Annotated in this window: 17 protein-coding genes; 9 read left to right on the plus strand and 8 right to left on the minus strand. The window is 67.8% G+C overall.

The window, feature by feature from the left end; all coding sequences use genetic code 11:
• Positions 1–66: 66 nt before the first annotated feature.
• Both UK23_RS49245 and UK23_RS49250 read left to right on the plus strand, forming a co-directional pair.
• Complete coding sequence (locus UK23_RS49245; RefSeq protein ID WP_082115222.1) at positions 67–582, plus strand: transposase; 516 nt, start codon at positions 67–69, stop codon at positions 580–582.
• Positions 582–914, plus strand: coding sequence for an IS5/IS1182 family transposase (locus UK23_RS49250; protein WP_052685340.1), 333 nt, complete (start codon positions 582–584; stop codon positions 912–914). Before UK23_RS49245 ends, UK23_RS49250 begins: the two co-directional genes overlap by 1 nt.
• An 84-nt stretch (positions 915–998) precedes the next feature.
• Here the strand turns inward: UK23_RS49250 and UK23_RS35055 are convergent, their stop codons facing one another.
• The 4 genes from UK23_RS35055 to UK23_RS35070 form a co-directional block, all read right to left on the minus strand.
• Complete coding sequence (locus tag UK23_RS35055; RefSeq protein ID WP_045316040.1) at positions 999–1,694, minus strand: PASTA domain-containing protein; 696 nt, start codon at positions 1,692–1,694, stop codon at positions 999–1,001.
• Positions 1,695–1,798: 104 nt separating this feature from the next.
• Positions 1,799–3,316, minus strand: a complete 1,518-nt coding sequence (locus UK23_RS35060) for a right-handed parallel beta-helix repeat-containing protein (RefSeq protein WP_045316041.1) — start codon at positions 3,314–3,316, stop codon at positions 1,799–1,801.
• 51 nt (positions 3,317–3,367) lie between these two features.
• Positions 3,368–4,375, minus strand: coding sequence for a hypothetical protein (locus UK23_RS35065; RefSeq protein ID WP_045316042.1), 1,008 nt, complete (start codon positions 4,373–4,375; stop codon positions 3,368–3,370).
• A 32-nt stretch (positions 4,376–4,407) separates the two neighbouring features.
• Positions 4,408–4,803 carry a winged helix-turn-helix transcriptional regulator gene (locus UK23_RS35070; protein WP_156213613.1) on the minus strand — a complete coding sequence of 132 codons (396 nt, stop codon included), beginning with the start codon at positions 4,801–4,803 and terminating at the stop codon, positions 4,408–4,410.
• A gap of 85 nt (positions 4,804–4,888) precedes the next feature.
• Here UK23_RS35070 and UK23_RS35075 point away from each other — a divergent pair, with 85 nt between their 5' ends.
• Positions 4,889–5,653, plus strand: a complete 765-nt coding sequence (locus UK23_RS35075) for an SDR family oxidoreductase (protein ID WP_045316043.1) — start codon at positions 4,889–4,891, stop codon at positions 5,651–5,653.
• A gap of 2 nt (positions 5,654–5,655) precedes the next feature.
• On the opposite strand, the gene UK23_RS49255 is transcribed toward UK23_RS35075, so the two are convergent.
• The 3 genes from UK23_RS49255 to UK23_RS35085 all read right to left on the minus strand — a co-directional run bounded on the left by UK23_RS49255 (position 5,656) and on the right by UK23_RS35085 (position 8,292).
• Complete coding sequence (locus UK23_RS49255) at positions 5,656–7,233, minus strand: FHA domain-containing protein (RefSeq protein ID WP_156213614.1); 1,578 nt, start codon at positions 7,231–7,233, stop codon at positions 5,656–5,658.
• A 62-nt stretch (positions 7,234–7,295) separates the two neighbouring features.
• The gene (locus UK23_RS50760) at positions 7,296–7,529 is read right to left on the minus strand and encodes a DUF397 domain-containing protein (protein WP_330770471.1); all 234 of its coding nucleotides are present in this window, start codon (positions 7,527–7,529) and stop codon (positions 7,296–7,298) included.
• The gene (locus tag UK23_RS35085) at positions 7,444–8,292 is read right to left on the minus strand and encodes a helix-turn-helix domain-containing protein (RefSeq protein ID WP_196778024.1); all 849 of its coding nucleotides are present in this window, start codon (positions 8,290–8,292) and stop codon (positions 7,444–7,446) included. Before UK23_RS35085 ends, UK23_RS50760 begins: the two co-directional genes overlap by 86 nt.
• A 134-nt stretch (positions 8,293–8,426) precedes the next feature.
• Between UK23_RS35085 and UK23_RS35090 the strand changes: the two genes are divergently transcribed.
• The 6 genes from UK23_RS35090 to UK23_RS35115 are packed head-to-tail and all read left to right on the plus strand — an operon-like array spanning position 8,427 to position 13,876.
• On the plus strand, positions 8,427–9,554 hold the full coding sequence (locus UK23_RS35090; protein WP_045316045.1) for an efflux RND transporter periplasmic adaptor subunit: 1,128 nt from the start codon (positions 8,427–8,429) through the stop codon (positions 9,552–9,554).
• The gene (locus tag UK23_RS35095; RefSeq protein ID WP_045316046.1) at positions 9,551–10,246 is read left to right on the plus strand and encodes an ABC transporter ATP-binding protein; all 696 of its coding nucleotides are present in this window, start codon (positions 9,551–9,553) and stop codon (positions 10,244–10,246) included. The genes UK23_RS35090 and UK23_RS35095 overlap by 4 nt, the downstream gene beginning before the upstream one ends.
• Positions 10,243–11,433, plus strand: a complete 1,191-nt coding sequence (locus tag UK23_RS35100; RefSeq protein ID WP_045316047.1) for an ABC transporter permease — start codon at positions 10,243–10,245, stop codon at positions 11,431–11,433. Before UK23_RS35095 ends, UK23_RS35100 begins: the two co-directional genes overlap by 4 nt.
• Positions 11,434–11,442: 9 nt before the next feature.
• A complete protein-coding gene (locus UK23_RS35105) occupies positions 11,443–11,940 on the plus strand; it encodes a hypothetical protein (protein ID WP_052685342.1) in 498 nt (165 codons plus the stop codon).
• Positions 11,940–12,632: a response regulator transcription factor gene (locus tag UK23_RS35110; RefSeq protein ID WP_045316051.1), complete on the plus strand. Its 693-nt coding sequence runs from the start codon at positions 11,940–11,942 to the stop codon at positions 12,630–12,632. Before UK23_RS35105 ends, UK23_RS35110 begins: the two co-directional genes overlap by 1 nt.
• Positions 12,629–13,876, plus strand: coding sequence for a sensor histidine kinase (locus UK23_RS35115; protein WP_045316048.1), 1,248 nt, complete (start codon positions 12,629–12,631; stop codon positions 13,874–13,876). The genes UK23_RS35110 and UK23_RS35115 overlap by 4 nt, the downstream gene beginning before the upstream one ends.
• Here the strand turns inward: UK23_RS35115 and UK23_RS35120 are convergent.
• On the minus strand, positions 13,865–14,316 hold a 452-nt coding region (locus tag UK23_RS35120; RefSeq protein ID WP_045316052.1), incomplete at its 5' end, for a YbiU family protein. The two genes, UK23_RS35115 and UK23_RS35120, sit on opposite strands and share 12 nt — an antisense overlap.

Here is a 14,316-nt window from a genome sequence, read left to right on the forward strand (position 1 = left end):
ATCTTGTGACCAGCAAGATCAGGATGGAAAAGGCTCACCACCAACTTGATCATTAAATGCCCCAGGATGCCTGTCTACCGTGTCGAGGCCGCGAAGGCGAGTTGTGGCGTGTCTGGTTGCGCATGTCGTGACCGGACACGTCGGTATCCGTCTGATCTGACCGATGAGCAGTGGCAGGTGTTGGAGCCGCAAGCGCGGGCGGTCATGGCCGAGTTGCGCAAGAGCCCTGCCGGAGCGCCAATGAAGCATGACCTGCGTGCGATGGTGGACGCGATCGGCTATCTGACCCGCTATGGCATCGAGTGGCGGGCGTTGCCGGTCGACTTCCCGCCCTGGGAAGCGGTGTATGCGTTCTTCGAACGGTGGAGCGAACGGGGCCTGCCGCAGCGTCTGGTCGACCGGTTGCGGGGACGCATCCGGATCGCGTGTGGCCGGGCCGAGTTGCCTACCGCAGCGGTCATCGACGCCCAGACCGTGCGCGGTGCCGACACCGTGGCAGCCGACGGCGCCGGCTATGACGCGGGGAAGAAACCAAGGGGCGTAAGAGAAACATTGCCACTGACTGCCTCGGACTCCTGTTGATGGTGACCGTCACCTCCGGCGGCATGCAAGACCGCGACAGCGCCCACCGGCTGCTGGCACTGCTGCGCGAACACTTCTCCGCCATCACCCTGGTCTGGGCCGACGGCGGCTACGCCGGACGCCTCGTCACGTGGGCCAAAGCCGTGCTGTGCCTGACACTCACCGTTGTCAAACGCACCGACGACATAAAGGGCTTCGTGGTACTGCCCCGCAGATGGGTCGTCGAGAGGACGTTCGGCTGGCTGACCCGCCGCCTGACCCGAGAACTCTCGGGCGACCCACCACCAGCACGCTGGGGCCGGCCCAGACAACCCAGCTCAACCACGGCATGACCATCTACCAACAGGCTCTGAGAGGCGTCGCGGAGCGGACGAAGCGACCACGCCTCGTCCGCTCCAGAAGTTCGCGCACAGCCGTCACGGGCAGATTCGCGGTTTCGTTCCGATCGTGATGCTGACCGCGGAACCGACGTTCACGATGGTGCCCGCTCTCGGGTTCTCGCTCTTGACCACGTTGATGAAGTTGCACGTCGGGTCGACCGCCGACCCCACGACGGCCGTCAGCCCCGCGGCCTGCAGGGTCGCGCGAGCGCTGCTCGCGGACGCGCCGATCACGTCAGGCACCGCCACCTGGGTGGTGAGGGTGAACGGGGTGGTCAGCTGGCGGTTGTCCTGGTTGAGCGACTTGTTGTTGACCTGCATGACGAACGACGTGCCGTCCGAGAAGAACAGGGTCATCCCGTAGCTGAAGTGCCAGGTGTCGTTCCCGTTGGGATCGATCGAGATCCGCACGGTGCCGGAGCTCAGCATGGCGGCGGTGACACCGGTGTCGGTCCGCATCATGAACGGGCCGTGGACGCTGTTGTCCTTGTACTCGGTGCCGGAGTCGCTGAAGTCGCTGGCGACCCGGCCGGCCGGGGTCTCCACCTGTGCCCGCACGAGCGTGTCGAAGTCCTTGTTGTCGTTGCCGGTCGTGAAGGTGACGGCAGCGGCCGAGAGATGCGCGTCCGGCGCGGTCCCGTTGGCCACAGCCGGTGCGGCCCAACCGGTCTGGCTCCCGATTCCGAGCAGCATCGGCAGGACCATGCCGATCGCCGCCAGTCTTCGTGTCATCGATTTCATCGCGGGCGTCCTTTCGTCGAGTACGTCGCCGGCGACGGTAGGACCGAGCGTTTGCAATCCATCGACAGTCTGTCGACAACGCTCGGCACCGCTTCTCATTGACCTGGCTGAAGAGTGGCGACCGGGCAGGTCGGCGCGACGTTCCAGCGGTTGCCGGTCGAGACGATCGACGGCGGGAAGCCGCCCGGTGCCCGTTGTGAGCACTGCAACGAACGGGTGGCGCCGCGGGACGAGTTGAGCGCGACCGTGACGCCGCGGAACGGCTCGGGCCGCGAGTCGAGCCGGACCGCCGCGAAGTAGGGACTCGCACCGGTCACCGTGTTGCCCGTGATCATCGCGTCCTCGATCGGGCCGGTGATGCCCTGCAGCGTGATTCCTGAGCCGTCGGGGGCGGCTTCGGTGAACGTGATGTCGTTGTCGCGAATGCCGATCTCGTGCACCGAGTCGCCGTAGATCGCGTCCGCGTTGCCGTCCGCGACGATCGTGTTGCCGGTTACCGTGACCTGGGCTGGGATTCCGCCGCTGTGCGGGGTGATCCGGATGCCCGGGCCGGGCACGCCGTGCCGCCGGATGATGTTGCCGGTGATCTTGTCGCGAGTGGCGACGTTCTGCGAGTCGATCACCCCGCCTCCGGTCGACGCCGTCACGTCGAACGTGTTGCCGGTGACGACGACGTCCTCGGTCCGGTAGAGGGCGAGTCCCTTGCCGCTGAAGGTGTTCCCGGTGACCGTGGCGTGCCGGTAGCTCGACAGCGCGACGCTGGACGTCACCTTCGAGTCGGCGAAGGAGTTGCCCTCCAGCCGCAGGCCGTCATCCCACTCGCCCCCGCTCGCCACCGCGTCGAAAGCGGTGTCGCCGATCTGCTCGCCGAAGTGGTTTTCCAGTACCGCCAAGGAGAACACGTTGCGCTGCACGCCGATGCCTGAGCGCGCGCAGTTGACGAACGACCCGCCCGTGATCGTCACGCGCTTGACCGCCGTGGCCGGGGTGTTGCCGAGCAACCTGATGCAGTCGCCCTTGCGCGCACCGGGCGTCGGCGGATGCGCGAAGACGACGTCCCGCACCGTGACGTCCGTGACCGGCATCGAGCAGGTTCCGTTCGCCGTCGTGCACACGCCGGAGCCGATCGCGATCGCGTGGGTCTGCTCGTCGGTGTTGGTCGTCGCCGAGGTGTCGATCCTCAGCCGCTCCACGGTGATGTCGCTCGCCCCGGGGTCGATCGACATCACCGAGACCGCACCGGCCTGCTGGTCTCCTGCCAGTTCGAGCACCGTGCCCGGCCCGGTGCCGCTGAACGTCACCCGTGCTCCGTGCGTGGACAGCGCCGCAGCCCGGTTGTAGGACCCTGCGGGCGCGCGGGTCACCCGCCAGCGCCCGCTGCCCAGGCACACCGTGCCGCCGCCCGCGGTGCTCGCCGCGTCGATGGCGGCCTGGATGGGCACCCGGTCGTCCGCGCCGTCGTCCGGCACGGCACCGAAGGCCACGGGGTCGAAACACCCGCCGGCCCCCGAGCCGGCCTTGGACCCGGCCGCCTGCACGGCGACCGCCGTCCCGATCGACAGCGTGGCGATCGCCACGGTCACCAGCAAAACCCGTCTTCTGCTCCGATTCATGCGGCCACCGTCGCAGGGCTCGTCGACAGTCCGTCGACGGTGAACGCGTTCTCAGGCCGGGTCGAGGGGAATGCGCACGCGTGCGTCGTGGAGTCCGGCGAGAGGCCAGGCCACGATCAGGTCGAGGAGGTCGTCGTGCGGGCGGGACAGCGTGAACTCCTGACTGCCGGAGAAGGTCTGGTCTCCACCGGAGAAGGAGCCGTCACCCGATCGGATCCAGAACGCCTCGTTTCCTTCGACCACGGCCACGGACGCGCCAGGACCCGCCGCTCGGAGGTGGGCCGGGTCGTCCAGCTCGCCTGACATCCGTCGCCGGCCGTGGAACGCCTCGGCGTTGACCGCGTCCGCGGCATCCTCCCTGGCGATGGCGAGCAGTTCCATGGACAGCACCGAGTCCGCGGCGGTCAGCCGGCTGAGCACGACGGCGACGCGGTGATCGAGGCGGTGCAGGACACGGGGTGGCGCGACGCTCGTGCCTGCTTCCGCGGCCGGTGCGTCGTGGTGGACGCCGGCACGGTGGATGAGCCCTTCCGGCACGGGACGAACGTCCAGTGGCGCCTGCCAGATCGAGGTCGTGGTGCGCTCGACGGTGGTTCGGTCGGGCAGCGGCATGGTGATGACGGTTTCCGGGAAGCCGATCTCCGGCCACGCGAGCACGAGTGACATCTCGTCGAATGCCGGCGGGAACCGGACCACAGACCGGTAACTGGGACCGGACGTGCCGAGGTAGTGGTCGCCGCTGCTCGACGAATAGCTCGTGGCGAACTCCCAGTGTGCGCGGCCGTCGGGATCGAGCCGGCCGACACGCAGGTCCATGCCCTCGTCGTACTCCGGCAGCAACACGCGCGGGGCGACCGCCGGCCGGCTCGGGCGCTGGCCGCGGATGTCCTGCTGTCGTTCGGTGGCGGTGCGACGATCCAGTGGACGACGGGCCACCAGTTCGATCTCCAGACCTGAGAGCCGTGACACCGCGCGCACGACACCCACGGTCAGTTCGGGTCGGCGCACCAGCATGCCGCCAGGATGTGCGACGGCGCCCAGGGTTTCGGTCGTGTCCACCACCTCACCATCCCATGCCCTCGGCCGGGAGGTCAGTTCTGGTCGTCGTGTCGTGTTCGCGCGGCCATGACGGTCTCGCCGTTGTCGGCGACCCAGCGCATGAGTTGGCGCAGTGGTTTGGCCACGTTGCGGCCCGTGTCCGTGAGCGCGTAGCTGACCCGTGGCGGGATCGCCGGCTCGACCGTGCGGTCGACCAGTCCGTCGCGGGTGAGCAGGCGCAGCTTCTCCGACAGCACCTTCTCGCTGATCCCGCCGATGTGGTCACGCAGCTCGTAGAACCGCAACGGGCTCTCGGCCAGCTTGACCAGGATCAGCGGCGCCCAGCGGCTGGTGATGTCGTCGAAGATGACCCGGCCCAGGCAGTCGCTGTGGAACAGATCACTGTGCCGATCAGGCGCACGCCGCTTGGCCTCAACATTTTCCCGCACGTACGGAGCTTACAAGAAAGTAAGCCCTTACCTTTTGTAAGCCCGGGTCTTAGCGTCGGTTCTCGTTGGCACACAAGGAGGATCGATGAGCACAGTGGCACTTGTCAGCGGAGCGAGCCGCGGTATCGGCGCGGCGATCGCGCGCAGCCTGGCGCGCGGCGGACACCACGTGATCGTGAACTACCACCGCAACGCCGATGCGGCCAAGCAGGTGGTCGCCGACATCGAGGCTGCCGGTGGCACCGCTCAGGCCGAGCAGGCCGACGTGTGCGATGACGCGCAGGTGACGGCGCTGGTCGACCGGGTCCGCGCGGAGCACGGGCGGGTGGATGTGCTGGTGTGCAACGCGAACACGGCCCAGCCGCCGTTCGAACCACTCGCGTCGCTGCCGTGGGACGCGTTCCTCGGCAAGGTGGCCGGTGAACTGGCCGGTTCCTACCACCTGACGCAGCGCGTCCTGCCGATCATGCGCGAGCAGCGTGCCGGCCGGATCGTCTACATCTCCAGCACGGTCGCCGACACGGTCGGCATGCTCGCCGCGCACTCCACCGCCAAGGCGGCGCTGAACACCTACAGCAGGCATGTCGCCGCGGCCGCCGGACAGCACGGCGTCACCATGAACACCCTCGCGCTGGGCCCGGTGAACACCGACGCCACGGCCGGCTTCCTCGACGACGACCGACGCGCGTTCTTCGCGCAGCGGTCAGTCCACGGCCGAGTCCTCGAGCCCGAGGACATCGGCGCCGCGGTCGCGATGCTCGCCGCGGACGGCTTCGGCTCGGCGACCGGCCAGGTGATCCGGCTCGACGGCGGGTTCGACGTCCTCGACCAGCAACTGAACCCGGCCTGACCTCAGGACACCAGGGAAAGGCTGCGGCGGGCCGGTTCGGCGACGGGAGTGGGCTCGGCGGAGGGGACGACGACTTCCTCGCCGCCGATCTCGCGCGTGATCCAGGCGCCGGATTCGACCATGACCTTCAGCGTGCGGGTGTCGAGGGCGTTGATGCGGCCGTAGTACCACTCGTCGGTGGCCAGCGAGCCCATGCGGTCGGAGAGGCGCTTCTTGATGTCGATGACCCGCTCGAACAACGTCTGGACCAGGGTGGCACGGTCGAACGGGCCCTGGAGGCCCTCGCGGATGCGGTCTTCGATGCCGCGCGGGATGCCTTCGGAGTCGGGCATGAGCATGGTGGTCCAGGCGCGGGACTTCTCGCGGTACTGGAGCTGCTGCATGATGCCTTCGTGCTGCGCGAAGTCGGCGGCGCGGAAAGCTGAGCCGCGCCAGCGCTTCTGCAGGTTCACGGCCAGCGACAGCGCCGACTTCAGGCCCGTGTTCAGGCCACGGCCAGGCCAGAAGTGCAGGGAGTTGGCGGCGTCGCCCAGCAGGAAGCCGAACGTCGAGGGGGCGAGTTGGGCCGTGAACTTCGACATCTGCTGCATGCCGAGGGTGAACGAGTTGATGCCCACGACGTCCGCGGCGCCCACGCCGAAGAAGCGCAGGCCGTCCAGGATTCGGGGCCACAGGTAGGAAAGCTTGTCGACCGAGGGCTTGAAGACCGCGCGGTGGCGGTCGCAGACGAAGCGGCCGCCAGGCGAAGGACGCATGGTGCAGCCGAACTTGCCGATGCACGAGACAGGGCCGTTTTCGCCCAGGGCAACGATTTCGGACGCTTCCTCGGCGGTCAGGCGCATGTTGATGAAGCCGCCACCCAGAGAGTTGAACAGGAAGCGGTTCTGGCCCACGGTCAACGGAACGGTGTGCTCGTCCGGGACCTTGGCGGTGACGCGGATGCCCAGCACGCGCTCGTCGAGCGGGGAACCGTCCACAGAGAACAGTTCGCGACTCGGCGTGCCGAAGGAGGAGGACAACGAGTCACGAGTCGCCGAACGGGCTCCGTCGGCGATGGCGAGGACGTGCAGGCCGTCCCAGCTGTCCGGGCGCACATAAGCGTCAGGGATGAGCTCGATGCCGTAGGTGTCCTGGGCCATGTCGAGGAGGGCATCCTCGATCCAGCGGATCTTGATGTTGCGCGGGCGGCCCTTGGACTCCGGTGAGTCGGGACCGAACGGCCACATCTCGGAGAACTTGCCGGACACGAAGAGCTGGTGCTGCACAGCGAACGGCAGCGCGGCCCAGACATTGCTCTGCAACGTCACGACCTGCTCGCGGCGGTTGTTGCCCTCGGCGGCGCCGCGCCAGACCACGCGGTTGCCCTGGCGCATCCAGCGGCGGTCGTGCACGCGGAGGCTGACCTGCTCGCCCAGCAACGACTTCAGCGTGCAGGCGAAGGCGAGACCGACCGGGCCGCCGCCCGCCACGTCGACCCGCAGCGGCTTCGTGCGGCGCAGCTGCGTGATCGACGCGCCCTGCTTCGGCAGCAGCACAGTCGGACCGCACCGGCCGATCAGCACCGTCTTCTCGTCAGCCATGACCCCGTCCCCCCTCATGATCCCGTTCAACGGCGGGAACACGAGCTGAGACGGTCAACGGTTCAACGAAGTTCCAGGAAGTTCTTCCAAGCGGTCGAAGAGAAGGACAGGACTGCTCCGGACGGGTTCTTCGAGTCGCGGACGAGTGCGTCGTGGCCCAGTGACACCTCGACGCAGTTCCCGTCCTCTGCTCCACCGCTGTAGCTGCTCTTACGCCATGCACGTTCCTGCGTCATCGAAGTCCTCTCGCGGTTGGCCGGCGTACTCCGCCAGCACCCGCCGCGATTGTCCCGCATCCAATGCGAGGTTGGCCAAGCGGTCGAACAGCAGGCGGGTACGCACGATGGCGCCCGGATCCTGCACGAAGACGTTCGCCAGGTCGGTCTCGACGAACGCCACCGACATCTGCTTCTCGTATTCCCACAGCGTGCAGCTCGACGCGATCACGGCCGTGTCAGCAGGGATGATCCGGATCATGAACGCTTTCGTCAGCAACCGGGCGTACTGGCCAGCCATGACCTGCTCGTCGCCGACCTTCGTTCGCAACGCGTGCTCATGGACGTAGAACAAGCAAGTCGGCCGCATTGCTCGCCGCAAGATCGCCTGGCGTTGCGTCCGGAACTCCACGAGCGCCGGGATTCGCTCCTCAGTCACCAACCCGGCAGTCCGGTACACGCCCTGCGCGTACTCCGGTGTCTGGAAGAGACCCGGCACGGTCTGCCCGTCGTAAGCCATGATCGATTTGGCCGTGGACTCGGCCATCGCGACAGTGCGCAGGTTGTCGGGGATCTGGACGATGTACTCCTCGAACGCGTTTCGGTAGCGCCTCTTGAAGTCGTTGAAGAAGTCGATGTCCTTGCCGCACATCGTCAGGTACTGGACGAGGTCGATCTCGCTCGGACGGAACTTGCCGCGCTCGATCGTCGACACCTTGCTCGGATCCCAGCCGAGCCGCAGCGCCATCGCGTTGCCGTTCAAGCCCGTGCAGGTTTCACGCAGACGGCGTAGTTCGTCGCCGAGGTCCCTGCTGTAAGCAGTGGAGGGAGTGATCGTGGCCATGCCAACGACGCTAAATCTTGCTCTTCGAGCAACCCAGCCGCTCATTCGGGTGAAAACAAAGCCTGGGCGATCATCAGGAAACTGCCAGGAATCTCGCAGCCGGTCTACAGCTTGGCAGACGACGATCCGTGCCCATGACTCGACGTCGCAGATCCTTGTTGATCAACGGACTGCTGGTGGTGGTGCTCCTCGGCGCCGGTGTGGCCGGCTACCTGGTGTTCTTCGGTTCCTCCGGCAGTGCTCAGCCCACCGCCGCGCGCACGGCCGCAGCGGCGAACCGCGACGTCAGCGAGGTGGTCACGGCGTCGGGGACGGTGCAGAGCAGCTTCAGCGCCGCCGCGTCGTTCGGCGCGGCCGGGACGGTCACCGAGGTCGACGTCAAGGTCGGCGACACGGTCACCAAGGGCCAGACGCTCGCCAAGCTGGACCCGACGCAGGCTCAGCTGCAGGTGGACATCGCGCAGGGCAACGTCGACGCGGCCCTCGCGAAGGGCACCGGCACGACCGCGCTGCTCACGGCGTACCGGCAGGCGCAGCTCGCGCTCAAGCAGGCTCAGGACACGCTCGCGTCGACGACGCTGACCGCACCCGGCGACGGCACGATCACATCGATCACCGGCTCGGTCGGGCAGAAGGTCGGAGCGAGCAGCAACGCGTCCAGCAACTCCAGTTCGACGACGAGCACGACCACGACGCAGTCCGGGTTCGTCGTGGTGACGGACCTCAAGAACCTCGTGCTGCACGCCAACGTGTCGGAGTCCGACGTCAGCAAGCTCAAGGGCGACCAGGCAGCGACCGTCACGGTCAACGCGATGCAGGCGCAGCCGATCCAGGCCAAGGTCGCCCAGGTCGACCTCACGCCCACCACGTCGAACAACGTCGTCCAGTACGGCGTCACGCTCGCGCTGACCTCTCCGCCGGAGGGGCTGCGGCCCGGTCAGTCGGCGAGCGTCGAGATCACCGTCGCCGGGGCCACCAACGTCCTCGCCGTGCCGGCAGCGGCCGTGCAGACGGTCAACGGCGCCAGCTCGGTCCAGGTCGTGGAGAACGGCGCGGAGACCCGCAAGACCGTCGAGATCGGTGTGCGCGGTGACCAGTACGTGGAGATCAAGTCCGGGCTGACCGCGGGTGAGGAAGTCGTGCTGCCACCGGTCACCACCTCGACCAACCAGAACCGCACGGGCCAGCAGCAGGGTGGCCAGTTCCCCGGGACCGGCACCGGCAACCGCAACGGCGGCGGCTTCACCGGGACCGGTCGATGAGCCCGGTGATCGAGGTCAGAGACCTCCGCAAGACCTACGGCGCGGGCGACACGGCCGTGCACGCGTTGCGAGGCCTCGATCTCACGGTCGAGAAGGGCGAGTACATCGCGATCATGGGCGCGTCCGGGTCCGGCAAGTCGACGCTGCTCAACATCCTCGGGTGTCTCGACGTGCCGACGTCCGGCAAGTACCTGCTCGACGGCATCGACACGGGTGACTTCGACGAGGAGCAGCTGTCGTTGCTGCGGAACAGGAAGATCGGGTTCGTCTTCCAGTCCTTCAACCTGGTGCCGCGCACCACGGCACTCGCGAACGTCGAGCTCCCGCTGGTGTACGCGGGAGTTCGGCGTGCCCAACGCCGGGAACGTGCGCTGGCGGCGCTCGATCTCGTTGGTCTCAAGGACCGCACGCATCACCGGCCCAACGAACTGTCTGGTGGCCAACAACAACGCGTGGCGATCGCACGGGCGTTGGTGACGTCGCCCGCGATCGTGCTCGCCGACGAGCCGACCGGAAACCTAGACACCGACTCCAGCCGGGAGGTCATGGGGATCTTGGACCGGCTCCACGCGAGTGGCCGGACGGTCGTGTTGATCACGCACGAGGACGAGGTCGCAGCACACGCGATGCGCACGGTCCGCGTGGTCGACGGCCGTGTTCATTCAGACGGGGTCGCGGGGGTGCTGGTGTGAGACTCTTCGAGATCGCCGCGTTCGCGGTTCGCGGCCTGACCGCGAACAAGATGCGGTCGGGGCTCACGACGCTGGGCATCCTGATCGGTGTCGCGTCGGTGATCCTGCTGATCGCGGTCGGCAACGGGGCGTCCAGCGCGGTGCAGCAGAGCATCGCCGGGCTCGGCACGAACATCCTGACGATCAGCCCGCAGCGGTCCCAGCCCGGCAGCCCGGTCAAGCCGCTGACCACGGCGGATGCGGCGGCGCTGGTCAGTGCAGACTCCCCCGACGTCAAGTACGCCTCCCCCGTCGTCAGTGCTCAGGCGACGGCCGGTTATGGCACGACGAGCTACGCGATCAGCCAGTTCATCGGCTCGGATCCGCACTACTTCGAGACGACGAACAGTGCTGTCGCACAGGGGAACCTGTTCTCCGACAACGACATCCAGCAGGCGCGCAAGGTCGTGGTGATCGGCGCGACCGTCGCGACGCAGCTCTTCCCCGGCACTGATCCGATCGGGAAGTCGATGCTGGTCAACAACATCCCGTTCACCGTCATCGGAGTGCTGGCGGCCAAGGGATCGAGCGGGTTGCAGGACGCCGACGACATGGCCGTGGCGCCGCTGACGACGACGCAGAACGCGTTGACCGGCTACGGCGGCCTCACCCAGATCGTGGTGCAGGCTCGAAGCGCCGACGCGTTGCCGAACGCGCAGGCGCAGGTGACGACGATCCTGAACGGCCGGCACAAGATCAGCCAGACCGCCGACTACCGGATCCTGTCGCAGGATCAGCTGCTCACCGCCCGGACCGCGACGACGGAGACGTTCACCGTGTTGCTGGCGTCGGTGGCCGCGATCTCGTTGCTGGTGGGTGGAATCGGCATCACGAACATCATGCTGGTCACGGTCACCGAGCGGATCCGCGAGATCGGCATCCGCAAGGCCGTCGGCGCGCCCCGGTCGTCGATCCTCGGGCAGTTCCTGATCGAGGCGACGCTGCTGAGCCTGTTCGGTGGCGCTCTGGGCGTGGCCGCGGGGCTGATCGGCAGCCAGTTCACCATCGCCGGGATCAAACCCGTGCTCGTGCCGTCGTCGGTGCTGCTGGCGTTCGCGGTGTCGGCGTTGATCGGCCTGTTCTTCGGCAGCTACCCCGCGTCCCGCGCGGCGAAGCTCCGCCCCATCGAAGCCCTCAGGCACGAATAAGGAGTTCCTGTGACCAACCCACTCGACCAGCCGCTCGAGAACGACATCTCGGCCGAGCTGAAGGAGCGCAAGTCCGGCATCGGCAAGACGACGATGATCCTGGGTGTCGCGGTGCTGGCCATCGTCGCGTTCGTCGGCGGGGTGTTCGTGCAGAAGTCCTTCGGCTCCACGCAGACCCCCGCACGCCAGAACGCGGCCGGGCGCCAGTTCCCCGGACGCGGTGACGGTTCGACGCCGCCATCTGGTCAGAACCGGCCCAACGGCGGCAACTTCGGGCGTGGCACCGCGGGCACGATCGACCACATCGACGGCACCACGGTGTACGTGAAGACGCAGAACGGCCAGGTCGTGAAGGTGTCCACTTCGGACTCCACGAAGGTGCAGATCACGTCCGACGGCAAGCTGACCGATCTCAAGGCCGGGCAGCAGGTCGTGGTGCAGGGTCAGGCCGGGTCGGACGGCACGGTGACCGGGCAGACCATCACGCAGCGGCCAGCGACCGGGTGATGCAGGATTCTCGCGTGGAACGTGGCCGGTTGCTCGTCGTCGAGGACGAACCCAGCATCCGCGAACTGCTGTGCGCGTCGCTGCGGTTCGCCGGGTTCACCGTGTCCAGCGCGGCGACCGGCGGCGAGGCCCTTCAGGCTGCGCGGGCCGAGTCGCCCGATCTGGTGCTGCTCGACGTGATGCTGCCTGATCGGGACGGGTTCGAGGTGGTGCGGCGGCTGCGTTCGGGCGGCTTGCAGGTGCCGGTGCTCTACCTGACCGCGCGGGACAGTTCGGACGACCGGATCACCGGGCTGACTGTGGGCGGAGACGGGTACATCACCAAGCCGTTCAGCCTGGAGGAGGTCATCGCGCGGGTGACCGCGGTGTTGCGCCGCACCCGGCCAGGGCACGAGGGCGAGCAGCTGACCTGCGGGGATCTGTCGCTGGACGTGGAGAGCCACATCGTGCGACGCGGGTCGCGGATCGTGGAGCTGTCGCCCACCGAGTTCCGCTTGCTGCACTACCTGATGCGGAACTCAGGGCGGGTGCTGTCGAAGGCGCAGATCCTGGATCAGGTGTGGTCGCACGACTTCGACGGCGATGTCGGGGTGGTCGAGTCGTACATCTCGTACCTGCGACGGAAAGTGGATTCGGACGCGCCGCGGCTGATCCACACCGTGCGCGGTCTTGGCTACATGCTTCGACCATGACGTTGCGCGTGCGGCTGGTGGTCGTGCTCGTCGCCCTGGTGGCCGCGGGCCTGTTCGGCACGTGGCTCGTCGGTTCGAAGGTGATGGAGAACTACCTCCTGCACCAGCTCGACGCCCGGCTGGACCGCGCGGCGGCGGCCGGCCGTTCGTTTCCGGGGCGGGAGAACCTCGTCCTGCGCTCGCCGGACGAGGTGTTGTCCGGGACGCCGTTCGAGGGGCTGCCCGCGTATGGGGAGCTGACGGCTGGTGAGCACGTCACGGTCGGCTCGCATCGGCTGGTGATGCGGCAGCTCGACGGCGCCGAGCTGGTCGTGTCGACGGACCAGGGCGAGGTCGACAAGGCGGTCGACGACCTGCGGGTGGCGTTCCTGCTGATCAGCCTCGGGGCGTTGATCCTGGTCGGGATGGCCGGGTACGTGCTGGTCCGGTCGTCCACGCGGGCGTTGGAGGAAGTGGAGCAGGTCGCCGGGGAGATCGCGGCCGGTGATCTGTCGCGGCGGGTGCCGGTGCGGCGGCCTGGAAGCGAGGTCGGGCGGCTGGCTTCGGCGTTGAACACGATGCTGGGGCAGATCGAGGCCGCGTTCGCGGTGCGGGTGTCGTCGGAGAACCGGATGCGGCAGTTCGTCGCTGATGCGTCGCACGAGTTGCGGACGCCGTTGACGTCGATTCGGGGGTATGCCGAGCTCTACCGGCAAGGGGCGGCCACGGATGCCGCCGAGGTGTTGAAGCGGATCGAGGACCAGGCTGCGCGGATGGGGGTGCTGGTCGAGGATCTGCTCGCGCTGGCCCGGCTGGATTCCGCGCAGCCGCTGGTGTTGTCCGATGTGGACCTGGTGGTGCTCGTGACGGATGCGGTGCACGAGGCGCGGGTCCGGGATCCTGAACGCACGGTGTCGCTGACGTTGTCCGGTCCTGTGGTGGTGCAGGGTGACGAGGCGCGGATCCGGCAGGTGCTGACGAACTTGCTGGACAACGCTTTGACGCACACTCCCGCCGGGTCGCCGATCGAGGTTCGGCTTTCGGCCGCAGCGATCGAAGTGGCCGACCACGGGCCGGGGATGCCGGCTGAGCAGGCGTCGAGGGTGTTCGAACGCTTCTACCGCGCGGATTCCGCTCGTGGGCCGGGCGGAACCGGGCTGGGGCTGGCGATCGTGGCGGCCCTGGTGGCGGCGCACGGGTGGCGGGTCGAGCTGGACACCGCGCCTGGGGAAGGCGCGGTGTTCCGCGTGCTGCTAGGCGCGTGACCAGTCGCGTTCGTAGTGCTCTGCGGGGAAGTCGCTCGGGCTCTCGCCGGTCGCGCGGGCGTGCTCGATCTCCTTGCTGTAGCGCTCGTTGCGAGCGCACCAGGGCGCGGCCGGGATGTACATGACGTTGCCCCAGCCCTGCTGGTCCTCGACCGGTGCGACGCTGTGGATCATGTCGCAGTGCCACCAGACGGAGTCGCCGGCCCTGACGTCCGGGATGCCGCTCAGGGCTTCGATCAGCAGCTCGTGGTGCTTCGGGTCGACCGGGAAGACCTGGTTGACGGTCACGCCGCACATGTCGTCGTCCGGGACGTCGTCGAGCAGCGGGCGCAGCATCAGGTAGGCCATCGCACCGGGAATCGGGACGGTGTGCAGGACGCCTTGGTCGTGGTCCATGTCGGAGAGCGCGGTCCAGCCCTGGAAGGTGCGGAACACCGAGC

This window comes from Lentzea aerocolonigenes (genome assembly GCF_000955955.1).
Taxonomy (GTDB): domain Bacteria; phylum Actinomycetota; class Actinomycetes; order Mycobacteriales; family Pseudonocardiaceae; genus Lentzea; species Lentzea aerocolonigenes_A.

What these genes read in the sequence shown, in the direction of transcription:
- UK23_RS49245 (WP_082115222.1), top strand. Translation starts at nt 67, where the DNA reads ATGCCTGTCTACCGTGTCGAGGCCGCGAAGGCGAGTTGTGGCGTGTCT.
- UK23_RS49250 (WP_052685340.1), top strand. Translation starts at nt 582, where the DNA reads ATGGTGACCGTCACCTCCGGCGGCATGCAAGACCGCGACAGCGCCCAC.
- UK23_RS35055 (WP_045316040.1), bottom strand. Translation starts at nt 1,694, where the DNA reads ATGACACGAAGACTGGCGGCGATCGGCATGGTCCTGCCGATGCTGCTC.
- UK23_RS35060 (WP_045316041.1), bottom strand. Translation starts at nt 3,316, where the DNA reads ATGAATCGGAGCAGAAGACGGGTTTTGCTGGTGACCGTGGCGATCGCC.
- UK23_RS35075 (WP_045316043.1), top strand. Translation starts at nt 4,889, where the DNA reads ATGAGCACAGTGGCACTTGTCAGCGGAGCGAGCCGCGGTATCGGCGCG.
- UK23_RS49255 (WP_156213614.1), bottom strand. Translation starts at nt 7,233, where the DNA reads ATGGCTGACGAGAAGACGGTGCTGATCGGCCGGTGCGGTCCGACTGTG.
- UK23_RS50760 (WP_330770471.1), bottom strand. Translation starts at nt 7,529, where the DNA reads ATGCGGGACAATCGCGGCGGGTGCTGGCGGAGTACGCCGGCCAACCGC.
- UK23_RS35085 (WP_196778024.1), bottom strand. Translation starts at nt 8,292, where the DNA reads ATGGCCACGATCACTCCCTCCACTGCTTACAGCAGGGACCTCGGCGAC.
- UK23_RS35090 (WP_045316045.1), top strand. Translation starts at nt 8,427, where the DNA reads ATGACTCGACGTCGCAGATCCTTGTTGATCAACGGACTGCTGGTGGTG.
- UK23_RS35095 (WP_045316046.1), top strand. Translation starts at nt 9,551, where the DNA reads ATGAGCCCGGTGATCGAGGTCAGAGACCTCCGCAAGACCTACGGCGCG.
- UK23_RS35110 (WP_045316051.1), top strand. Translation starts at nt 11,940, where the DNA reads ATGCAGGATTCTCGCGTGGAACGTGGCCGGTTGCTCGTCGTCGAGGAC.
- UK23_RS35115 (WP_045316048.1), top strand. Translation starts at nt 12,629, where the DNA reads ATGACGTTGCGCGTGCGGCTGGTGGTCGTGCTCGTCGCCCTGGTGGCC.